The organism is Massilia rhizosphaerae (genome assembly GCF_016093545.1).
GTDB classification, from domain to species: domain Bacteria; phylum Pseudomonadota; class Gammaproteobacteria; order Burkholderiales; family Burkholderiaceae_D; genus Telluria; species Telluria rhizosphaerae.
This window is the reverse complement of the sequence record NZ_JADKYX010000002.1, coordinates 386,120-404,309: the sequence shown is the minus strand read 5'-3', so window position 1 is coordinate 404,309 and position 18,190 is coordinate 386,120. Positions and strand designations below refer to the sequence as shown.

The following is an 18,190-nucleotide window of genomic DNA, read 5'->3' as shown; positions in this document are numbered from 1 at the left end:
GCTCGGTTTTTTTGTGGTGTCCAGAATCCGCGGGGCGGACTTGGCCGTTGTTTTTATGGCCGAGTCGCGCAAGCCCGTGATGCTCACTGTATACTCGATCCTTTTGGCTGTGCGTTCGCGGGGTGCGCCCGGTTCGCCACAGTTCTTTTGTAGATAGACAGCAAGGTGCCGACAAATGGCAAAGCGTGATTTTTACGAGATCCTCGGCGTCGCGAAGAGTGCTTCGGAAGACGAGATCAAGAAGGCCTATCGCAAGCTTGCGATGAAGTACCATCCGGACCGCAACCCCGACAACAAGGAAGCGGAAGAGAAGTTCAAGGAGGTCAAGGAAGCCTACGAGATGCTGACCAATCCGGAAAAGCGCGAGGCTTACGACCGCTACGGTCACGCTGGCGTCGATCCGAACGGCGGCATGGGCGGCGGCTTCGGGGCCGGCGGCTTCGGCGATGCGTTCGGCGACATCTTCGGCGACATCTTCGGCGGCGGACGTGGCCGCAGCTCGGGTCCGCAGGTGTACCGCGGCGCCGACCTGCGCTACAACCTGGAAATTTCGCTGGAACAGGCAGCCGCCGGTTTCGACACGACGATCCGCGTGCCGAGCTGGGACAAGTGCGACACCTGCCACGGCAGCGGCGCCAAGCCGGGCACGTCGCCCGTCACCTGCTCGACCTGCCACGGCCACGGCCAGGTGCGCATGCAGCAGGGTTTCTTCTCGATCCAGCAGACCTGCCCGAAGTGTCACGGCAGCGGCAAGATCATCCCGGAACCGTGCGCGGCCTGCGGCGGCGCCGGACGCATCAAACGCAACAAGACCCTGGAAGTCAAGATCCCGGCCGGCATCGACAGCGGCATGCGCATCCGCTCGACCGGCAACGGCGAGCCGGGCACGAACGGCGGGCCGCCGGGCGACCTGTACGTCGAGATCCACATCAAGCCGCACACCGTGTTCCAGCGCGAAGGCGACGACCTGCATTGCGAAATGCCGATCTCGTTCTCCAAGGCTGCGCTGGGCGGCGAGATCGAAGTGCCGACGCTGGGCGGCAAGGTCTCGTTCACGATCCCCGAAGGCACCCAGACCGGCAAGACCTTCCGCCTCAAGGGCAAGGGCATCAAGGGCGTGCGCTCGGGCTATTCGGGCGACCTGTTCTGCCACGTCGTGGTCGAGACGCCCGTCAAGCTCACCGAGAAGCAGAAGGACTTGCTGCGCGAATTCGACCGTCTGACGAACGAGGGCGGCGCGAAGCACAGCCCGCAGAGCAAGGGCTGGATGGACAAGGTCAAGGACTTCTTCGAGTAAGATAGCGGATGGACCGCCGGGAGCGCGAGCCCCGGCGGTTTTTTTTGACCGGAATGTGGTCGATTAAACAAGTTTTAAAACAAGGTAAAACGTCATGGCAAAGACCCCCACCGGCCTCACCGCCGCAGACCTCTTCGAACGCAACCGCCAATGGGCGGCCTCGATGGTCCAGGAAGACCCCGACTTCTTCCAGGATCTTGCCTCCCAGCAGTCCCCCGAATACCTGTGGATCGGCTGCTCCGACAGCCGCGTGCCGGCCAATGAACTCGTCGGCATGGCGCCGGGCGAGCTGTTCGTCCACCGCAACATCGCCAACGTCGTCTCCCATTCGGACCTGAATTGCCTGACCGTGCTGCAGTTCGCCGTCGACGTGCTCAAGGTCAAGCACATTATCCTGTGCGGCCACTACGCCTGCTCGGGCGTGGGTGCGGCGCTGAACAACACGCGCGTCGGCCTGGCCGACAACTGGCTCGGCCACGTGCGCGACGTGCGCGACAAGCACGGCAAATACCTCGGCAACGTGTCCGGCGCGGCCGCGATGGCCCGTCTCGTCGAACTGAACGTGGCCGAACAGGTCATCAACGTGGCGCAGACGACCATCGTGCGCGACGCGTGGGAACGCGGCCAGAGCCTGACGATCCACAGCTGGGTCTACGGCGTGCACGACGGCCTGCTGCGCGACCTGGGCATGACCGTCAGCAGCTACGACGAGATCCAGCCCAAGCTGGACAAGATCCTGCAGGGCTACCTCGTCGGCGGCAACAAGTGATGGAGCCCGGCGGCGAGCTCGACCGGCTGCGCGCCATCGTGCGCCAGTTCGTCGAAGAGCGTGATTGGGACCAGTTTCACACGCCCAAGAACCTGGCATCCGCGCTGACGGTGGAAGCGGCCGAGCTGCTGGAACACTTCCAGTGGCTCCAGCACGGCCGGGCCGACGAACTGGGCGCGGACAAGCTCGCCGAGGTGCGCCACGAGATGGCCGACGTGCTCGTGTATCTCGTGCGCCTGGCCGACAAGCTGGACGTCGACCTGTTCGCCGCCGTGCAGGACAAGATGGTGCTCAACCGCGCCAAATACCCCGCCGACAAGGTGCGGGGCGACGCGCGCAAGTATTACGAGTACAAGGACACGCGCCCGGACGCGGGACGCGTGGACGGCTGACTCAGAACGTATCCCAGTCCGCCGTCGCCGCGGCGGCCGCATAACGCGGCACGCGCGGCGCCGCGGCCAGGTGCGGCCGGGCCGCCTGGCGCGCCGGTGCTGCCGCGCGTGCCGAACCGCCCGCCAGGCGGAACACGCGGACGACGTGTTCCAGTTCGCCCGATTGTTCCTCCAGCGATTGCGCGGCCGCCGCCGCTTCCTCGACGAGGGCGGCATTCTGCTGCGTGACGGCGTCCATTTCGCCGACGGCCTGATTGATCTGTTCGATCCCCGCTTCCTGCTCGTGGGTGGCGGTGCTGATCTCGGCCATGATGTCCGTCACGCGGCGCACGCTGGCGACCACGTCGCGCATGGTCGTGCCCGCCTGCTGCACCAGATCGCTGCCTTCGCCGACTTTCTCGACCGAGTCGTCGATCAGCGCCTTGATTTCCTTGGCCGCACCGGCCGAACGCTGTGCCAGGTTGCGCACTTCCGACGCCACCACCGCGAAACCGCGGCCCTGCTCGCCGGCACGCGCCGCTTCGACCGCCGCGTTCAGCGCCAGGATATTGGTCTGGAACGCAATACCGTCGATGACGCCGATGATGTCGACGATCTTGTTCGCCGACGCCTTGATGTCACTCATCGTTTCCACCACCCGGTCCACGACCGCGCCGCCACGCGTGGCCACGTTGGACGCCGATTGCGCGAGCTGGTTGGCCTGGCGCGCATTCTCCGCGTTCTGCTTGACCGTGGAGGTCAGCTCTTCCATCGACGACGCGGTTTCCTCCAGCGCGCCGGCCTGCTGTTCGGTGCGGCTTGACAGGTCCAGGTTGCCGCTCGCGATCTGCTGCGCGGCCGTGGCCAGCGTTTCGGTGCCGCTGCGCACCTTGCCCACGATGGTCTGCAGGGACGCGTTCATGTCCCTGAGCGCGGCCAGCAGTTCCCCGGTCTCGTCGGTGGACGTGACCTCGATGCGGCTGGTCAGGTCGCCCGCCGCGACGGTCGCGGCGATGCGCACGGCTTCGCGCATCGGGCCCGTGATCGAGCGCGTGATGAGCCAGGCGATCACGACGGCAAGCATGAGCGCGGCGGCGGCAACGGCATACAGCGTCAGGCGCGCCTGCGCGTACTGGGCTTCGCTGGCGGCCTGGTCGGCCGCGTTGAGCTTGCTCTGCGCATCGATCATGTCGACGATCGCGCTGCGCCAGGCGGCCGTGGCTGGCCTCACCTTGGCTTTCAGGAAAGCGATGCCTTCCGCCTGCTTGTTCTGCTTGCCCAGCTCGGTGGCCTGGGCGACCAGGGGCGTGGCAATCGCGCGCGCGTCGTGGATCTTGGCCAGCAGGGCGTGCGTTTGCGGCAGCTTCGCCATCTTCTGCAACGTGGCGTCGGCACTGTCGTAGGCCTGCCCGGCCGCGTCGATTTCCTGCAGAAAGCGCCTGATTTCGTCTTCTTCGTCCGTCAGGATGACGTCGCGCACCGCGAGCGACACGCGGCGCTGGGCTTCGCGCATCTCGTTGGCCGCCCGCAGGCGCACATTGTTGCCGGCGACGATATTTTCCACCGTGTCGCTCAGGGTATTCATGTTGCTCAGCCCGGCAGCGGTGACGAGCACCAGCAAGGCCAGTATCGTGCCGAAGCCCAGCGCCAGGCGTTGGCCGATTTTGAGGTTGTTCAGCTTCATTGATTTATCGATTGTCGTAGTTTCATTGATGTGGGTGCTCACTTCGACGGCGGGCGTGATTGGGCCTGGGCGTGAGCCTGAGGGTATGTCGATGCATGGGAGACTCGGCAGGGCGAGAAGTTGCATGCGCGGGGATGGGGCGCCGCCGTAAAAATTGCCGAGTCAATCGATTCTAGTAGGACTAATCCTACAGGGCAATTAATATGTTGACTTGTGGAAAACTGACAACGAGTGTGGTCGGTTCAGCAATCGCCGCGGAGGTCACAGTCCACCGAGGCAGATGTACTTGATGACGAGATAATCGTCCATCCCGTACTTCGACCCCTCGCGGCCCAGGCCCGACTGCTTGACGCCGCCGAACGGCGCCACCTCGTTCGAGATCAGCCCCGTATTCACGCCCACCATGCCGGATTCGATCCGTTCGGCCACCCGCCACACGCGGCCGACGTCGCGTGCATAGAAATACGACGCCAGGCCGAATTCCGTCGCGTTGGCGAGGGCGATCACGTCGTCCTCCGTCTTGAAGCGGAACAGCGGCGCCACCGGGCCGAAGGTTTCCTCGTCCGAGATGAGCATCTGCGGCGTGACGTCGGCGAGGACCGTCGGTTCGAAGAACGTGTGGCCCAGGGGATGGCGTTTGCCGCCCAGCAGCAGGCGGGCGCCCTTGCCCAGCGCGTCGGCGATGTGGTGCTCCACTTTCTCGACGGCTTTTTCTTCGATCAGCGGGCCCTGGTTCACGCCCGGCTCCATGCCGTTGCCGACCTTGAGCTTGGCCACCGCGGCCGTCAGTTTGGCGGCGAACGCGTCGTAGACGCCGTCCTGCACGTAGATGCGGTTGGCGCACACGCAGGTCTGCCCCATGTTGCGGTATTTCGAGGCCATCGCGCCTTCGACGGCCGCGTCGAGGTCGGCGTCGTCGAACACGATGAAGGAGGCGTTGCCGCCCAGTTCCAGCGACAGCTTCTTGATCGTCGGCGCGCACTGTTCCATCAGCAGGCGGCCGACGGCCGTCGAACCCGTGAAGCTGAGCTTGCGCACGACGGGATTCGCGCACATTTCCGCGCCGATCGCTTTCGAGTCTCCGGTCACGATGGAAAACACGCCTTTCGGCACGCCGGCCCGTTCCGCGAGCACGGCCAGCGCGAGGGCGGAATACGGCGTCAGCCCGGCCGGTTTCAGCACGATGGGGCAGCCTGCCGCCAGCGCCGGCCCGACCTTGCGGGTGATCATCGCGGCCGGGAAATTCCACGGCGTGATCGCGGCGCAGACGCCGATCGGTTCCTTCGTGACGACGATGCGGCGGTCGCGCGCGGGCGATTCCAGCACGTCGCCCTCGATGCGCTTGGCCTGCTCGCCGAACCATTCGATGAACGAGGCGGCGTACGCGATCTCGCCCTTCGATTCCGCCAGCGGCTTGCCCTGCTCGGCCGTCATGATGGCGGCCAGGTCGTCGGCGTTGGCCAGCATCAGGTCGTTCCATTTGCGCAGGATGAGGGCGCGTTCGCGCGCCGTCTTCGCGCGCCAGGCGGGCCAGGCGGCATTCGCCGCGTCGATGGCGCGCCGGGTCTCCGCGGCCCCCATATGCGGCACGGTGCCCAGCGTTTCTCCGGTGGCGGGGTCGATCACGGGGGCGGTCTTGCCGGCGTCGGCGTCGCACCAGGCACCGTCGATGTATGCCTGCTGGCGCAGCAGGGAAGGATCGTTGAGCTTCAGCATGGTGCCTCCTGATGTCGGTCGTCGTCGGTCGTCGTTCGCGGAAACACGATAGCACGATGCTTGCGGGCGGCCCGTTTGTGTTGGCATCGTTTTTCAGTTGACGTTAAGCTTTTGCTACGGGTTACAACCGCGAACCCGCTCGACTAGCAGATTCCAGGGAAGCATTGACTTGGAAATGCGGTTTCCTTGACCGGAACCAACGGCCACTCGCATTCGGACCGGTTTGTACGTATGATGGTTCCTGTGCGCTCACGACAAGGTAGAGACCATGCGCCCGATCGTTTTCGTCCCCGCTTGCACCCGCGATTTCGGTGAACACCCTTATCACGCGGCCCAGCACAAGTACGTCGACGCCGTCGTCCTCGGCGCGGATTGCGCGCCGCTGATCGTGCCGTCGCTGGGGGAAGCGCTCGACCTGGAGACGATGCTGGCGTTGTGCGATGGGATCATGTTGACGGGCTCGGCCTCGAATGTGCACCCCAGCTATTATTCCCAAGAAGTGCTCGATCCGTCGCTGCCGCAAGACCCGGCGCGCGATCAGACCACGCTGCCGCTGATCCGCGCGGCCGTCAAACGCGGCATCCCGATCATCGCGATTTGCCGCGGCTTCCAGGAAATGAACGTGGCGCTGGGCGGCAGCCTGCACCAGGCCGTGCAGGCGGTGCCGGGCCATTTCGACCACCGCGAGAACCCGGAGCTCGGCATGGACGAGCAGTACGGCGATGCCCACAAGATCCAGCTCGTCGAAGGCGGCATGCTGCATCAGATCATCGGCTTGCCGGAAATCCCAGTGAATTCCCTGCATGGCCAGGGCGTGAACGAACTGGCGCCGGGCCTCGTCGTGGAAGCGACGGCCGAGGATGGCCTCGTGGAAGCCTTCTCGGTGGCCGGCTCGTCCGGCTTCACGCTGGCCGTGCAATGGCATCCGGAATGGCGCATCGTCCACAATCCCCATTCGATGAAAATGTTCGGCGCATTCGGCAACGCCTGCCGCGCCTACCAGGCCACGAAACCGTCACCGTCCAGGAAGCCGACATGACCCCCGACGTCCAATGGGCGGTCACGCCCATCCCATAGCTGCCCTGATCCCTGCTCCACATGCACGCGGCCCGCGCGTGACGCCTGCGCGCGGCCGCGATTCTTCACTCAACGGACAGAGGAACATCATGGCTATCCGCGACAATTTTTCATACAACGACATGGACGAGTGGCTCAACGGCAAACGAGTCACCGAAATCGAATGTCTCGTGCCCGACCTGACGGGTGTCGCGCGTGGAAAAATCCTTCCGCGCGTTAAATTTACCGAAGACCGCGGCATGCGCCTGCCGGAAATCGTGCTGGGCATGACCGTCACCGGCAACTCGCCGCAGGACGACGACGCGTTCGACCGCGCCATCTCCACCACCGACCGCGACATGATCCTGAAGGCCGATCCCGGCACGATCACGATGGTGCCGTGGGCCGTCGACCCGACGGCGCAAGTGATCCACGACTGCTATTTCTCCGACGGCAAGCTGGTCGATTTCGCCCCGCGCAGCGTGCTGCGCCGCGTGCTGAAACTGTATGCGCAAAAGGGCTGGAACCCCCTCGTCGCACCCGAGCTCGAGTTTTACCTGACGGCGAAGAACATCGACCCCGACCTGCCGCTGGCCGCGCCGATCGGCCGCAGCGGACGTTCCGAGACGAGCCGCCAGGTCTACAGCATCGACGCCGTCAACGAGTTCGATCCGCTGTTCGAGGACATCTACGATTACTGCGACATGATGGGCCTCGACGTCGACACCCTGATCCACGAGATCGGCGCCGGCCAGATGGAAATCAACTTCCAGCACGGCGAGCCGCTGGGCCTGGCCGACAAGGTCTTTTATTTCAAGCGCACCTTGCGCGAGGCCGCGCTGAAACACGATATGTACGCCACTTTCATGGCCAAGCCGATGGCTGGCGAGCCCGGCTCGGCGATGCACGTGCACCAGAGCGTCGTGGACGCGGAATCCGGCCGCAACATCTTCAGCAACGAGGACGGCTCGCCGTCCGACCTGTTCCGCCACTACATCGGCGGCCTGCAGAAATACATGCCGTCGGCGATGGCCATCGTCGCGCCGTACGTGAATTCCTATCGCCGCATCGTGCGCCACACGGCCGCCCCCATCAACCTGCAATGGGGCGTGGACAACCGCACCGTGGGTTTCCGCGTGCCCGTCTCCGGCTCGCAAGACCGGCGCGTGGAAAACCGCGTGATCGGCGCCGACGCCAATCCGTATCTCGCGCTGGCCGTCACGCTGGCCTGCGGCTACCTCGGCATCCAGGAAAGCGCCGAGCCGACGTCCATGGTCGAGGGCAGCGCGTACAAGATGAAGGTCGAGCTGCCGCAGGGCCTGTCCGAAGCGCTGACCCTGCTGCGCGGCGACGACCGCCTGCGCGACGTCCTCGGCGAGCGCTTCATCGACGTCTATTCCGCGGTCAAGGAGTTGGAGCACCAGGAATTCATGACCGTCATCAGCCCGTGGGAGCGGGAGCATCTGTTACTGCACGTTTGACCATGCGACGACGAGGAGATCATCATGACGACCGACAGCATGGCATTCGAGGCAGGCCTGCGCGCCCCGGTCCGGGAGGACCTTGACACCCGCACGTTGCAGCAGCTCGACAGCGCCCACTTCCTGCATCCGTTCACCGACCACGGCGCCTTGAGCGCCCGCGGCGCGCGCGTGATGGTGCGCGGGGACGGCATCTATTTGTGGGATTCGGAGGGGCATAAAATCATCGACGGCATGTCCGGCTTGTGGTGCGTGAACGTGGGCTATGGCCGCACGTCTATCACGCAGGCCGTCGCGCGCCAGATGGACGTCCTGCCGTTCTATAACAGCTTCTTCAACACGACGAACGTGCCGGCCGTGAAGCTCGCGGAGCGGCTGGCGGGGCTGGCACCGCCCGGGTTCGAACACGTGTTCTTCACCGGTTCCGGCTCGGAAGCGAACGACACGGCGCTGCGCATGATCTGGCGCTACTGGCAGCTGATGGGCCAGCCGGAGCGGCACATCGTCATCAGCCGCCGCAACGCCTACCACGGCAGCACGATCGCCGGGGCGTCGCTGGGCGGCATGGCCGGCATGCATGCGCAAGGCGCGCTGCCGATCCCCGGCATCCACCACATTGGGCAGCCGAATTTCGCCGAGCACGGGCGCGGTTTGTCGGAAGCGGAATTCGGGCTGCTGGCCGCGGACTCGCTCGAACAAAAGATCCTCGAGCTGGGCCCGGACAAGGTCGCCGCCTTCATCGGCGAGCCCGTGCAGGGCGCGGGCGGCGTCATCATCCCGCCGCAGACGTACTGGCCGCAAATCCAGCGCATCTGCGACAAGTACGGCATCCTGCTCGTGTCGGACGAAGTGATCTGCGGCTTCGGCCGCCTGGGCACGTGGTTCGGCTGCGAGCGCATGGGCATGCGGCCGGACCTGATCCCGTTCGCGAAGGGCGTCACGTCGGGCTATGTGCCGCTGGGCGGGGTGCTCGTGGGCGAGCGGGTGGCGCGCGCGTTGATCGAGCGCGGCGGCGATTTCAACCACGGCTTCACGTATTCCGGGCACCCGGTCGCCTGCGCGGCGGCGCTGGAAAACCTGCGCATCATCGAGGACGAGAAGCTGGTCGAGCGCGTCGCGCGCGAGACGGGGCCGCACCTGAAGACCGCGTTCGCGCGGCTGGCGGACCATCCGCTCGTCGGCCACGCGGAAACCATCGGCATGACGGCGGGCCTGGACCTCGTGCGGCGCAAGGGTGCGACGGTGCACGATTGCGAGCCGTTTGTGCCGGCGCTGGCGGTGGGGATGGTGTGCCGGCAGCACATGTTCGACAACGGCGTCATCATGCGCGCCGTCGGGGACCGCATGATCGTGGCGCCGCCGCTCGTGATGACCTGTGCGCAGGTCGACGAGATGGTGGCGCGGATACGGGATTGTCTCGACCGGACGCTGGCGGACGTGGTCGGACGCGGATGGATGGATTGAGCTGGTGGTTGGTGGGCACAGGGTGCCCACCCTACGGCATCGTGGCGATCGTAGGGTGGGCGCCCCGCGCTCACCTGCACTTCATTTACACGCTCAACGCCGTCTTGTGCGGCTCGTGCCGGTTCTTGAGCACCTGCGGCGCCAGCGACCCCACGACCATGCCGGCAAACGCGGCCAGCAGGCCCGCCAGCTGGCCCGGGAAGAGCTCGCCCAGCGGCGAAATCTGCGGGAAGAACACGATCCACGTGGCGATGCCCGCGGCCAGCGACAGGATCGCGCCCTGCGTCGTCGCGCGCTTCCAGTACAAGCCCGTGACGAGCGGCACGAAGGCGCCGACGAGCGTCACCTGGTAGGCGGACGAGACGAGGTCGTAGATCGACGTGCCCTTCATCGCGATCGCGTACGCGAGCACGAGGCATGCGAACACGACGATGGTGACGCGCATCGCGAGCAGTTGCTGGCGGTCGCTCATGCCCGGGCGCAGGTTCTTGAGGATGTTTTCGGTAAAGCTCGTGGACGGGGCCAGCAACGTGGCCGACGACGTGCTCTTGATCGCGGACAGCAGGGCGCCGAAGAACAGGATCTGCATGATCAGCGGCATCTTCGTCATCACGAACGTGGGCAGCACGCGCTGGTAATCGCTCTTGGCCAGTTCCATCGCATCGTTGCCCATCACGATCACGGCGCAGGCGACGACGAACATCGGCACGAACGCGAACACGATGTAGCTGGCGCCGCCGATCACGGCGCCGGCGCGGGCGGTGGGGGCGCTCTTGGCCGACATCACGCGCTGGTACACGTCCTGTTGCGGAATCGACCCCAGCATCATCGTCACGGCCGACCCGACGAAGAAGGCGATGTCGGTAAATTTCCCTTGCGGCAGGAAGTGCCACAGATTGGCGTTGTGGGCCATGTCGAGGACGGCGCCGGTGCCGCCGGCCAGCTTCGCCGAGAACATGGCGATGATCGACAGGCCGACCACCAGCACGATCATCTGGATGAAGTCGGTGATCGCGACGGCGAGGAACCCGCCGATGACGACGTAGATCAGCACGGCGAGCGTGCCGACGATCATGCCGGCCGTCTCCGACATCGCGCCGCCCGTCAGCACGGAGAACACGAGGCCCAGCGCCGTGATCTGCGCCGCCACCCAGCCGAGGTAGGACAGGATGATGGCGGCCGAGCAGAACACTTCGATGCCCTTGCCGTAGCGGGCGCGGTAGTAGTCGCCGATGGTGAGCAGGTTCAGCTTGTACAGGCGGGCCGCGAAGAACAGGCCGACGAGGATCAGGCAGGTGCCGGCGCCGAACGGGTCTTCCACCAGCGCGCCCAGGCCGCCCTGCACGAACTTGGCGGGAATGCCCATCACGGTCTCGGCGCCGAACCAGGTGGCGAACGTCGTCGTCACGACCATGATCAGCGGCAGGCTGCGGCCGGCGACGGCAAAGTCGGAGGTGTCCTTGATCCGCGTCCCGGCCCAGACGCCCAGGCCGAGCGTGCCGAGCAGGTAGAGCACGACGGATGAAATCAGGATGGTGTTCATTGTGTAAAGTGCTCCACAGCTGGCGTTTAATTAAAATTACGGCCGGGAAAAATTCGCGATTATAGCCGTGAAAATACGCGTTTGGATCGATTTTGTTTGCTAGTATCGGCCTGACAACAGATGTCATCTGCACGGAGACATTATGACCACGCAAAGCTGGCACGAACGATCCAAAACGGTGCACATCGACGGCCGCGCCGTCATCCAGGGACGGCGCGTCGACGCCGTATCCGGCGCCCGTTTCGACGACATCTCGCCCATCGACGGCCGCAAGCTGGGCGAGGTCGCCCGCTGCGGCGCGGCCGACGCCGACGCGGCGGTGGCGAGCGCCCGCGCCGCGTTCGAGGACGGCCGCTGGGCCGGCAAGGCGCCGGCGGAACGCAAGCGCATCCTCGTCCGCTTCGCCGACCTGATGCTCGCCCACGAGGACGAGCTGGCCTTGCTGGAAACCCTCGACATGGGCAAGCCCATCCGCTACAGCAAGAGCGTGGACGTGCGGCTGGCCCAGAACTGCATCCGCTGGTACGGTGAGGCCGTCGACAAGCTCTACGACCAGGTCGCGCCCGCGCCGCAGGACTGCCTGGCCCTGATCACGCGCGAGCCGGTCGGTGTCGTCGCCGCCATCATCCCGTGGAATTATCCGATGCTGATGGCGGCGTGGAAGATCGGTCCGGCCCTGGCGAGCGGCAACAGCGTCGTCCTGAAACCGTCGGAAAAAGCGCCTTTGAGCTCGCTGCGGCTGGCCGAGCTGGCGCTGGAAGCCGGCGTGCCGGAAGGCGTGTTCAACGTGTTGCCCGGCTATGGCGACGAGGCGGGCCACGCGCTCGCGCTGCACATGGACGTCGACTGCATCGGCTTCACGGGTTCCACGCGCGTCGGCAAGCAGATCCTGCAGATGGCGGGCCAGTCGAACCTGAAGCGCGCGTGGACGGAACTCGGCGGCAAGTCCGCCAACATCGTGTGCGCGGACTGCCCCGACCTGGACGCGGCCGTCGCCGGCGCCATCGGGGCCATCTATTTCAACCAGGGAGAAAGCTGCAACGCGCCGTCGCGGCTGTTCGTCGAGGAATCGATACGTGAGGCGTTCCTCGACAAGGCCCTGGCATTGACCCCGCAGTACGCGCCCGGCGACCCGCTCGACGAGTCGACGGTGATGGGCGCCATCGTCGACGCGATCCAGATGAAGACGGTGCTCGGCTTCATCGAGGACGGCAAGGCGGCCGGCGCGCGCCTGCTCGCGGGCGGCCGCGCGGCGCGCGCGGAGACGGGCGGCCTGTACATCGAACCCACGTTGTTCGACGGCGTCGACCACACGATGCGTATCGCGCGCGAGGAAATCTTCGGGCCCGTGCTGTCCGTGCTGTCGTTCACGGACCTCATTGATGCCGTGCGCCAGGCGAATGCGACGCCGTATGGGCTGGCGGCCGCCGTGTGGACCTCCAACATGAGCAAAGCGATCCGCACGTCACGCAAGCTGCGCGCGGGCACCGTGCACGTGAACCAGTACGACAACGACGACATCACCGTGCCGTTCGGCGGTTATAAACAGTCGGGCAATGGGCGCGACAAGTCGCTGCATGCGTTCGACAAGTACACGGAACTGAAAACGACCTGGATCCAGGTTTGATCAGATCGCCATCTCCCGCAGTATCTTCGACGCTTCCCGGCTCGCCGTCAGCACGGTCCCGTCGCGCATCGTGATCTCGAGCTGCGACTGGTCGTCGGCCCGCATCGAATCGACGAAGTCGAGATTGACGAGCGCCGAGCGGTGGATGCGGATGAAGCGGCCCGGGTCCAGCTGGGCTTCCAGTTCCGAGATCCCGATGCGCACGAGGAAGGTATGGCCGCGCGCGGCGATCGCCGTGTACTTGGCGTCCGCCTTCAGGTAGGCGATCTCGTTCACGGACAGCGGGAAGATGCGCCCGCGGTCGCGCACGAGGATGCGTTCGATCCTGCTGGGCGCGCGCTGCAGGAAGGCCTGCGCGAGGCCGTCGTCCATGGCGTCGCGCGCCGGCACGCCGGCGCCCGGCGTTTCCAGCAGCCGCGCGACGGCCGCGTCGAAGCGGGCGCGCGTAAAAGGCTTCAGCAGGTAGTCGACGGCGTTCAGCTCGAACGCCGTGACGGCGTACTGGTCGTAGGCGGTCGTGAACACGATGTCGGGTACGACGGCCAGGCGGCGCAGCACTTCCAGGCCCGTCATCTCGGGCATCTGGATGTCCATGAAGACGATGTCGGGGCCGATGCGGTCGATCTGCGCGAGCGCGCTGGCGCCGTCGGCCGCTTCGCCCACGAGGCGCAGGCCGTCGTGGGCATAGATGAAGTCGCGCAGGACGTCGCGTGCGAGCGGTTCGTCCTCGGCGATGAAGACCGTCCGGGTAGTCATGAAAATTCCTTGTCGTTGGCGGCGAGCGGGATGGCCATCGTGACGACGAAGCCGCCGCCCGGCGACGTGTCGATGGCGAGCCCCTCGTCGGTGCCGTACTCCAGTTGCAGGCGGCGCTCGACGGTGCGCAGGCCCAGGCCGTTGGACGCGCGCACGCGGCCGATGTCGGCGCCGGGGCCGTCGTCGCCGACGGACAGTATGAGCATGCCCGTGCGGACGTTGACGCGCGCGCGGATCAGGAGACGGCCCGGCCGGCTGTGCGGATTGAAGGCGTGCTTGATGCTGTTCTCGACGAGCGGCTGCAGCGACAGCGCGGGCAGCACGTGGCCGCCGGCATTGGCGTCCAGTTCCCACTCGACTTTCAGGCGCGGGCCCAGGCGCAGGCTTTCCAGCTCCAGGTAGTCGCGCACGAAGCGCAGCTCGTCGTCCAGCGTGACGCGGTCGTTGCCCGTCTTTTCCGTGTCGAGCACGTAGCGCAGCATGTCGGAGAATTGAAAGAGCGCCGTCTCGGCGGCGGTCGGGTCCCTGCGGGTGAGGGCGATGATGGAGTGCAGCGTGTTGAACAGGAAGTGCGGATTTAGCTTGCTGCGCAGCGCGTTCAGCTCCGTCGCGACGAGCAGCGCGTGCGCCTGCTGCACGGCGACTTCCTGGCGGCGGCGGGCGTCGTTGGCGCGGATCATGTGGAAGGCGGTGGCGATGACGCCGTAGCCCATCATCGAGTACAGCACGGGCCACACGTAGAACGACAGCGGCTGCGTCCAGCCGTAGATCAGCCCGGGCAGTCCGTACGACAGGATGGCGTAGGCCGGCGCGCCCACCCCGTGGATCAGGCCGCGCGCCGCGAACGACACGTTGCGGCGCTCCATCCAGCCGCTGAGCGGCCAGTGCAGGGCCAGCACGAGGGCCTGCGGCACCAGCCACAGCATCGGGATCAGGCCGCGCCAGTTGTAGGCGTGGGTGGACGGATCGGCAAGTTGCAGCACGACGGCGAGCAGCAGCATGTACGCGAGCCAGCCGTAGGCGTAGTTGCGCCACATGCGCCCGGTCGTCTCCGTCATGGTCGTCGTCAGCTGTTCCATTCTGAAAGTATGACGCAGGAAAGCGCGCAAGGCGATGGCCCTGGCGCGAAGTGCGGTAACGAGGCAACGAATTGCGGGATTCGGGAACAACGGGACGTCCGACCCGCGCGCGGCGCAAACAACCCCGATGCTATAGTGGGCCGCACCGAATGAAGCGAGGAGTGTGATGGATTCCGAAGCGCATAATCCGATGCGCGATTTCCTGCGCGAACATAACATCCACGAAGTCGAGTGCGTCATTGCCGACATGACGGGCATTGCCCGCGGCAAGATTCTTCCGAAAGACCTGTTCCTGGCCGGCGAGCACATGCGGCTGCCGAAAAGCGTATTGCTGAACACGGTCCACGGCGAACAACCGAACAACACCCCGTATGTCGGGTCCACCGACCCGGACATGATCTGCGCGCCGGACCCGGCCACGATCCGCGTCGTGCCCTGGGCCACGGAAAGAGTCGCGCTCGTGATTCACGATTGCATGAATTTCGACGGCACGCAGGTCGAACTGGCCCCGCGCTCCGTGCTGCGCCACGTGCTCGCCCAGTATGCCGAGCGCGGCTGGACGCCCGTCGTCGCGCCGGAAATGGAGTTTTATCTCGTCGCGCGCACGACGAATCCGCACGAGCCGCTGAGTCCGCCCACGGGCCGCAGCGGGTTCACGGAGCAGGGCCGGCAATCGTATTCCATCGACGCCGTCAACGATTTCGATCCATTCTTCCTGGAATTGTCGGCGTTCTGCAAGCGGCACGAGCTGGGCGTCGAAACATTGATTCACGAGGCCGGCGCCGGCCAGATGGAAATCAATTTTACGCATGGGGACGCGCTCGAGCTGGCCGACCGCGTGTTCCTGTTCAAGCGGGCCGTGCGCGAGACGGCGCTGCGTCATGGCATCTTTGCCACGTTCATGGCCAAGCCGATGGAGACGGAGCCGGGCAGCGCCATGCACGTGCACCAGAGCATCGTCGACGCGCAAGGCCGCAACATCTTTTCCAACGAGGACGGCTCGGAAAGCGCGCTGTTCCGGCACTTCATCGGCGGGCTGGAGCGCTATGTGCCGCCGGCGATGCTGCTGTTCGCGCCGCACGTGAATTCCTACCGGCGCCTGTCGCGCTTCCAGTCGGCGCCGATGAACGTGCACTGGGGCTACGACAACCGCACGTGCGGCATCCGCATCCCGAATTCCGGACCGTCCAGCCGGCGCGTGGAAAACCGCGTGCCCGGCGTCGACGTGAACCCGTACCTGGCGATGGCGGCCACGCTGGCGTGCGGCTTCCTCGGCATGGTCGAGGGCCTGGCCCCGTCCGCGCCCACGCCGGAGAGCGCGGAGCATATCCACGGCGACCTGCCGCGCAACCTGGAGGATGCGATCCTGCAGCTGCGCGGGTGTCCGGCGCTGGCCGGGATGCTGGGGCCCTTGTTCGTGCAGGCGTTCTGCGAAGTGAAGGAGCTGGAGTTCGCGACGTTTTCGCGCGTGATCAGTTCGTGGGAGCGGGAGCATCTGATGCTCCTAGTCTGATCATGGATGGTGGGCACGGGGTGCCCACCCTACTTGGGAACGTGCCCATCATTGCATGCATGACCGCCATGGCGTAGGGTGGGCGGCCTCCGCCCACCATTGCGTGCGTCACCGCGGCGTCACACGCACGGCAACGTGATGGTCAACCGCGTATGCCCGTCGCCGGTCTCCATGGCCGCGTCGCCGCCCTGCACCGCGGCCATCAGGCGGATCGAATACGTGCCGAGCCCCGTGCCGCCGGCCTTGCCGGCCGTCGCGTATTTGTCGAAGAAACGGCCGCGCATGGTCAGCGGCACCTCGCCCTCGTTGTCGATGACGACGTGCAGGCTGCCGCGACCCGGCGCCACGTCGACCTCGATCGTGGCGCCCGGCGGCGAGGCTTCGGCCGCATTCTTGAAGGCGTTCGTGAACATCGAATAGCACAGCAGCGACTCGCCCAGGCAGAAGGTAGCGGCCGGCGCGGCGAAGCGGATCGCGACGCGGCGGTCCGTGAACGCGAGCTCCGTCTGCCGGGCCACGCGCGCCAGCAGGTCGCGGATGTCGAACGGCTGCAGCGCGGGCTGGTATTCGCCCTTTTCCATCTTGTGGATGTCGAGCGTGCGGTTGATCATGTCGAGCGCGTGGTTGGCCGCCATCTCGATCATGTGCGCATGCTCGCGCTGCGGGCCGGGCAGCTCGCTGCCGAGCAGCGCCTGGCTCGCGTGCAGCGTCACGGCGATGGGGCTCTTGAGGTCGTGGCGCGTCATGCGCTCGACGTCTTCGCGCAGGTGCGCGTTCTCGATCAGGAGGTCGTTCTGGCGTTTCAGGTCGCCCATCGCCGTGGCCAGCGCCAGATGCGTGGCGATGCGGGCCTTGAGGATCGTCGGGTCGGCCGGCTTCGACACGTAGTCGACGGCGCCCAGGCGCAGGCCGCCCACGATGTCGTCGACGGCATCCTTCGCGGACAAGAAGATGACCGGCACGTGCGCCGTCTTCGGATCGGCCTTGAGTTCGCGGCACGTCTCGAAGCCGTCCATCCCGGGCATCATGATGTCGAGCAGGATCAGGTCGATGGGGAAGGCATGGGCGATCTCCAGCGCCTTGCGGCCGCTGATCGCCACCTTGATCGCGTACTCGTCCTTCAAGGCACCCGCCAGGACCTCGATATTGGTCGGGACGTCGTCCACGATCAGCACCGTGCAGCGTTTGAGGCGCTCGGCCAGCGGCGCCTGCAGGCCGATGACGTCGGCCTGGACGGGTGTCGGTTTCAGCACCGGCGGCGCGTTGTCGGCCCTGGGTTCCGGAGCGGGAACGGGACCGGCGGCGACCCCGGCGGCGGCCGCCGGATGATCCCCCACCGTGCCGATCATCGCCATGAACTTGCTGGCGAAGCTGTGCACGGTGAACGGCTTGATCATGTAGGCGTTGACGCCGGCCTGCAGGGCGCTGCGCACGGACGCCGGATTGGCCTCCGCCGTCAGCATCATGAACGGCGTCTGCGCGTGGCGCGCGTCGCGCCGCATCCAGTGTAGCAGGTCCAGGCCGCTCATCACGGGCATGCCCCAGTCGCCGATGACGACGTCGATGGGCTGCTTGCGCATGAGGTCCTGCGCCGTCTTGCCGTTATCGGCCTGGAAGATGTTGACGAAGCCGAGCTCCGTCAGCACCTGGCGCACGGCGGTGCGGATCAGGAGGTAGTCGTCGACGATCAGGATGGCGGAGGACTTGTGCATATCGTTTTTATAATGAATCGGGCAAGTGTAACAACGAACGCATCGCGAACCAACCATCAGGCCGCCACAATGCACGAATATGCACGTTTATATTGATTTTTGCGTGTTTGTGCGTAAACGTG

The 18,190-nt window shown here is 65.8% G+C and carries 14 protein-coding genes; 8 read left to right on the top strand and 6 right to left on the bottom strand.

Annotated elements, in window-relative coordinates:
• Positions 1-175 precede the first annotated feature (175 nt).
• The 3 genes from dnaJ (at position 176) to ISF28_RS04880 (ending at position 2,458) form a co-directional block, all read left to right on the top strand.
• On the top strand, positions 176-1,297 hold the full coding sequence (dnaJ, locus tag ISF28_RS04890) for a molecular chaperone DnaJ (protein WP_198116019.1): 1,122 nt from the start codon (positions 176-178) through the stop codon (positions 1,295-1,297).
• A 94-nt stretch (positions 1,298-1,391) separates the two neighbouring features.
• Positions 1,392-2,066 (top strand): carbonate dehydratase, encoded by a 675-nt coding sequence (gene can, locus ISF28_RS04885; RefSeq protein WP_198116018.1) that lies wholly within the window; start codon positions 1,392-1,394, stop codon positions 2,064-2,066.
• Positions 2,066-2,458 (top strand): nucleotide pyrophosphohydrolase, encoded by a 393-nt coding sequence (locus ISF28_RS04880; RefSeq protein WP_198116179.1) that lies wholly within the window; start codon positions 2,066-2,068, stop codon positions 2,456-2,458. Before can ends, ISF28_RS04880 begins: the two co-directional genes overlap by 1 nt.
• 1 nt (position 2,459) lies before the next feature.
• Here the strand turns inward: ISF28_RS04880 and ISF28_RS30865 are convergent, their stop codons facing one another.
• Together ISF28_RS30865 and gabD are read right to left on the bottom strand one after the other, a co-directional pair.
• Positions 2,460-4,121, bottom strand: a complete 1,662-nt coding sequence (locus tag ISF28_RS30865; RefSeq protein WP_198116017.1) for a methyl-accepting chemotaxis protein — start codon at positions 4,119-4,121, stop codon at positions 2,460-2,462.
• Positions 4,122-4,382: 261 nt separating this feature from the next.
• Positions 4,383-5,837 carry an NADP-dependent succinate-semialdehyde dehydrogenase gene (gene gabD, locus ISF28_RS04870; protein WP_198116016.1) on the bottom strand — a complete coding sequence of 485 codons (1,455 nt, stop codon included), beginning with the start codon at positions 5,835-5,837 and terminating at the stop codon, positions 4,383-4,385.
• 268 nt (positions 5,838-6,105) lie between these two features.
• Here gabD and ISF28_RS04865 point away from each other — a divergent pair, with 268 nt between their 5' ends.
• The 3 genes from ISF28_RS04865 (at position 6,106) to ISF28_RS04855 (ending at position 9,838) form a co-directional block, all read left to right on the top strand.
• On the top strand, positions 6,106-6,876 hold the full coding sequence (locus tag ISF28_RS04865; RefSeq protein WP_198116015.1) for a gamma-glutamyl-gamma-aminobutyrate hydrolase family protein: 771 nt from the start codon (positions 6,106-6,108) through the stop codon (positions 6,874-6,876).
• A 127-nt stretch (positions 6,877-7,003) separates the two neighbouring features.
• Positions 7,004-8,374 carry a glutamine synthetase family protein gene (locus ISF28_RS04860; RefSeq protein ID WP_198116014.1) on the top strand — a complete coding sequence of 457 codons (1,371 nt, stop codon included), beginning with the start codon at positions 7,004-7,006 and terminating at the stop codon, positions 8,372-8,374.
• A gap of 24 nt (positions 8,375-8,398) precedes the next feature.
• The gene (locus tag ISF28_RS04855; protein ID WP_198116013.1) at positions 8,399-9,838 is read left to right on the top strand and encodes an aspartate aminotransferase family protein; all 1,440 of its coding nucleotides are present in this window, start codon (positions 8,399-8,401) and stop codon (positions 9,836-9,838) included.
• Positions 9,839-9,923: 85 nt separating this feature from the next.
• Here the strand turns inward: ISF28_RS04855 and ISF28_RS04850 are convergent, their stop codons facing one another.
• Complete coding sequence (locus tag ISF28_RS04850; protein ID WP_198116012.1) at positions 9,924-11,381, bottom strand: high affinity choline transporter 1; 1,458 nt, start codon at positions 11,379-11,381, stop codon at positions 9,924-9,926.
• A gap of 142 nt (positions 11,382-11,523) precedes the next feature.
• Here ISF28_RS04850 and ISF28_RS04845 point away from each other — a divergent pair, with 142 nt between their 5' ends.
• Positions 11,524-13,008: an aldehyde dehydrogenase gene (locus tag ISF28_RS04845; RefSeq protein WP_198116011.1), complete on the top strand. Its 1,485-nt coding sequence runs from the start codon at positions 11,524-11,526 to the stop codon at positions 13,006-13,008.
• Here ISF28_RS04845 and ISF28_RS04840 read toward each other — a convergent pair whose 3' ends face one another.
• Positions 13,009-13,764 (bottom strand): LytR/AlgR family response regulator transcription factor, encoded by a 756-nt coding sequence (locus ISF28_RS04840; protein ID WP_198116010.1) that lies wholly within the window; start codon positions 13,762-13,764, stop codon positions 13,009-13,011. It abuts the gene before it with no gap.
• Entirely contained in the window at positions 13,761-14,822 is a 1,062-nt protein-coding gene (locus tag ISF28_RS04835; protein ID WP_229518875.1) for a sensor histidine kinase, read from the bottom strand. The genes ISF28_RS04840 and ISF28_RS04835 overlap by 4 nt, the downstream gene beginning before the upstream one ends.
• 187 nt (positions 14,823-15,009) lie before the next feature.
• On the opposite strand from ISF28_RS04835, the gene ISF28_RS04830 reads away from it, so the two are divergent.
• Entirely contained in the window at positions 15,010-16,356 is a 1,347-nt protein-coding gene (locus ISF28_RS04830; protein WP_198116009.1) for a glutamine synthetase family protein, read from the top strand.
• 119 nt (positions 16,357-16,475) lie between these two features.
• Here ISF28_RS04830 and ISF28_RS04825 read toward each other — a convergent pair whose 3' ends face one another.
• Entirely contained in the window at positions 16,476-18,068 is a 1,593-nt protein-coding gene (locus ISF28_RS04825; protein ID WP_198116008.1) for a response regulator, read from the bottom strand.
• Positions 18,069-18,190 lie beyond the last annotated feature (122 nt).

Bases quoted from the DNA above. Each gene is read 5' to 3' on its own strand.
- dnaJ (WP_198116019.1), top strand. From the start codon at position 176: ATGGCAAAGCGTGATTTTTACGAGATCCTCGGCGTCGCGAAGAGTGCT.
- can (WP_198116018.1), top strand. From the start codon at position 1,392: ATGGCAAAGACCCCCACCGGCCTCACCGCCGCAGACCTCTTCGAACGC.
- ISF28_RS04880 (WP_198116179.1), top strand. From the start codon at position 2,066: ATGGAGCCCGGCGGCGAGCTCGACCGGCTGCGCGCCATCGTGCGCCAG.
- ISF28_RS30865 (WP_198116017.1), bottom strand. From the start codon at position 4,121: ATGAAGCTGAACAACCTCAAAATCGGCCAACGCCTGGCGCTGGGCTTC.
- gabD (WP_198116016.1), bottom strand. From the start codon at position 5,837: ATGCTGAAGCTCAACGATCCTTCCCTGCTGCGCCAGCAGGCATACATC.
- ISF28_RS04865 (WP_198116015.1), top strand. From the start codon at position 6,106: ATGCGCCCGATCGTTTTCGTCCCCGCTTGCACCCGCGATTTCGGTGAA.
- ISF28_RS04860 (WP_198116014.1), top strand. From the start codon at position 7,004: ATGGCTATCCGCGACAATTTTTCATACAACGACATGGACGAGTGGCTC.
- ISF28_RS04855 (WP_198116013.1), top strand. From the start codon at position 8,399: ATGACGACCGACAGCATGGCATTCGAGGCAGGCCTGCGCGCCCCGGTC.
- ISF28_RS04850 (WP_198116012.1), bottom strand. From the start codon at position 11,381: ATGAACACCATCCTGATTTCATCCGTCGTGCTCTACCTGCTCGGCACG.
- ISF28_RS04845 (WP_198116011.1), top strand. From the start codon at position 11,524: ATGACCACGCAAAGCTGGCACGAACGATCCAAAACGGTGCACATCGAC.
- ISF28_RS04840 (WP_198116010.1), bottom strand. From the start codon at position 13,764: ATGACTACCCGGACGGTCTTCATCGCCGAGGACGAACCGCTCGCACGC.
- ISF28_RS04835 (WP_229518875.1), bottom strand. From the start codon at position 14,822: ATGACGGAGACGACCGGGCGCATGTGGCGCAACTACGCCTACGGCTGG.
- ISF28_RS04830 (WP_198116009.1), top strand. From the start codon at position 15,010: ATGGATTCCGAAGCGCATAATCCGATGCGCGATTTCCTGCGCGAACAT.
- ISF28_RS04825 (WP_198116008.1), bottom strand. From the start codon at position 18,068: ATGCACAAGTCCTCCGCCATCCTGATCGTCGACGACTACCTCCTGATC.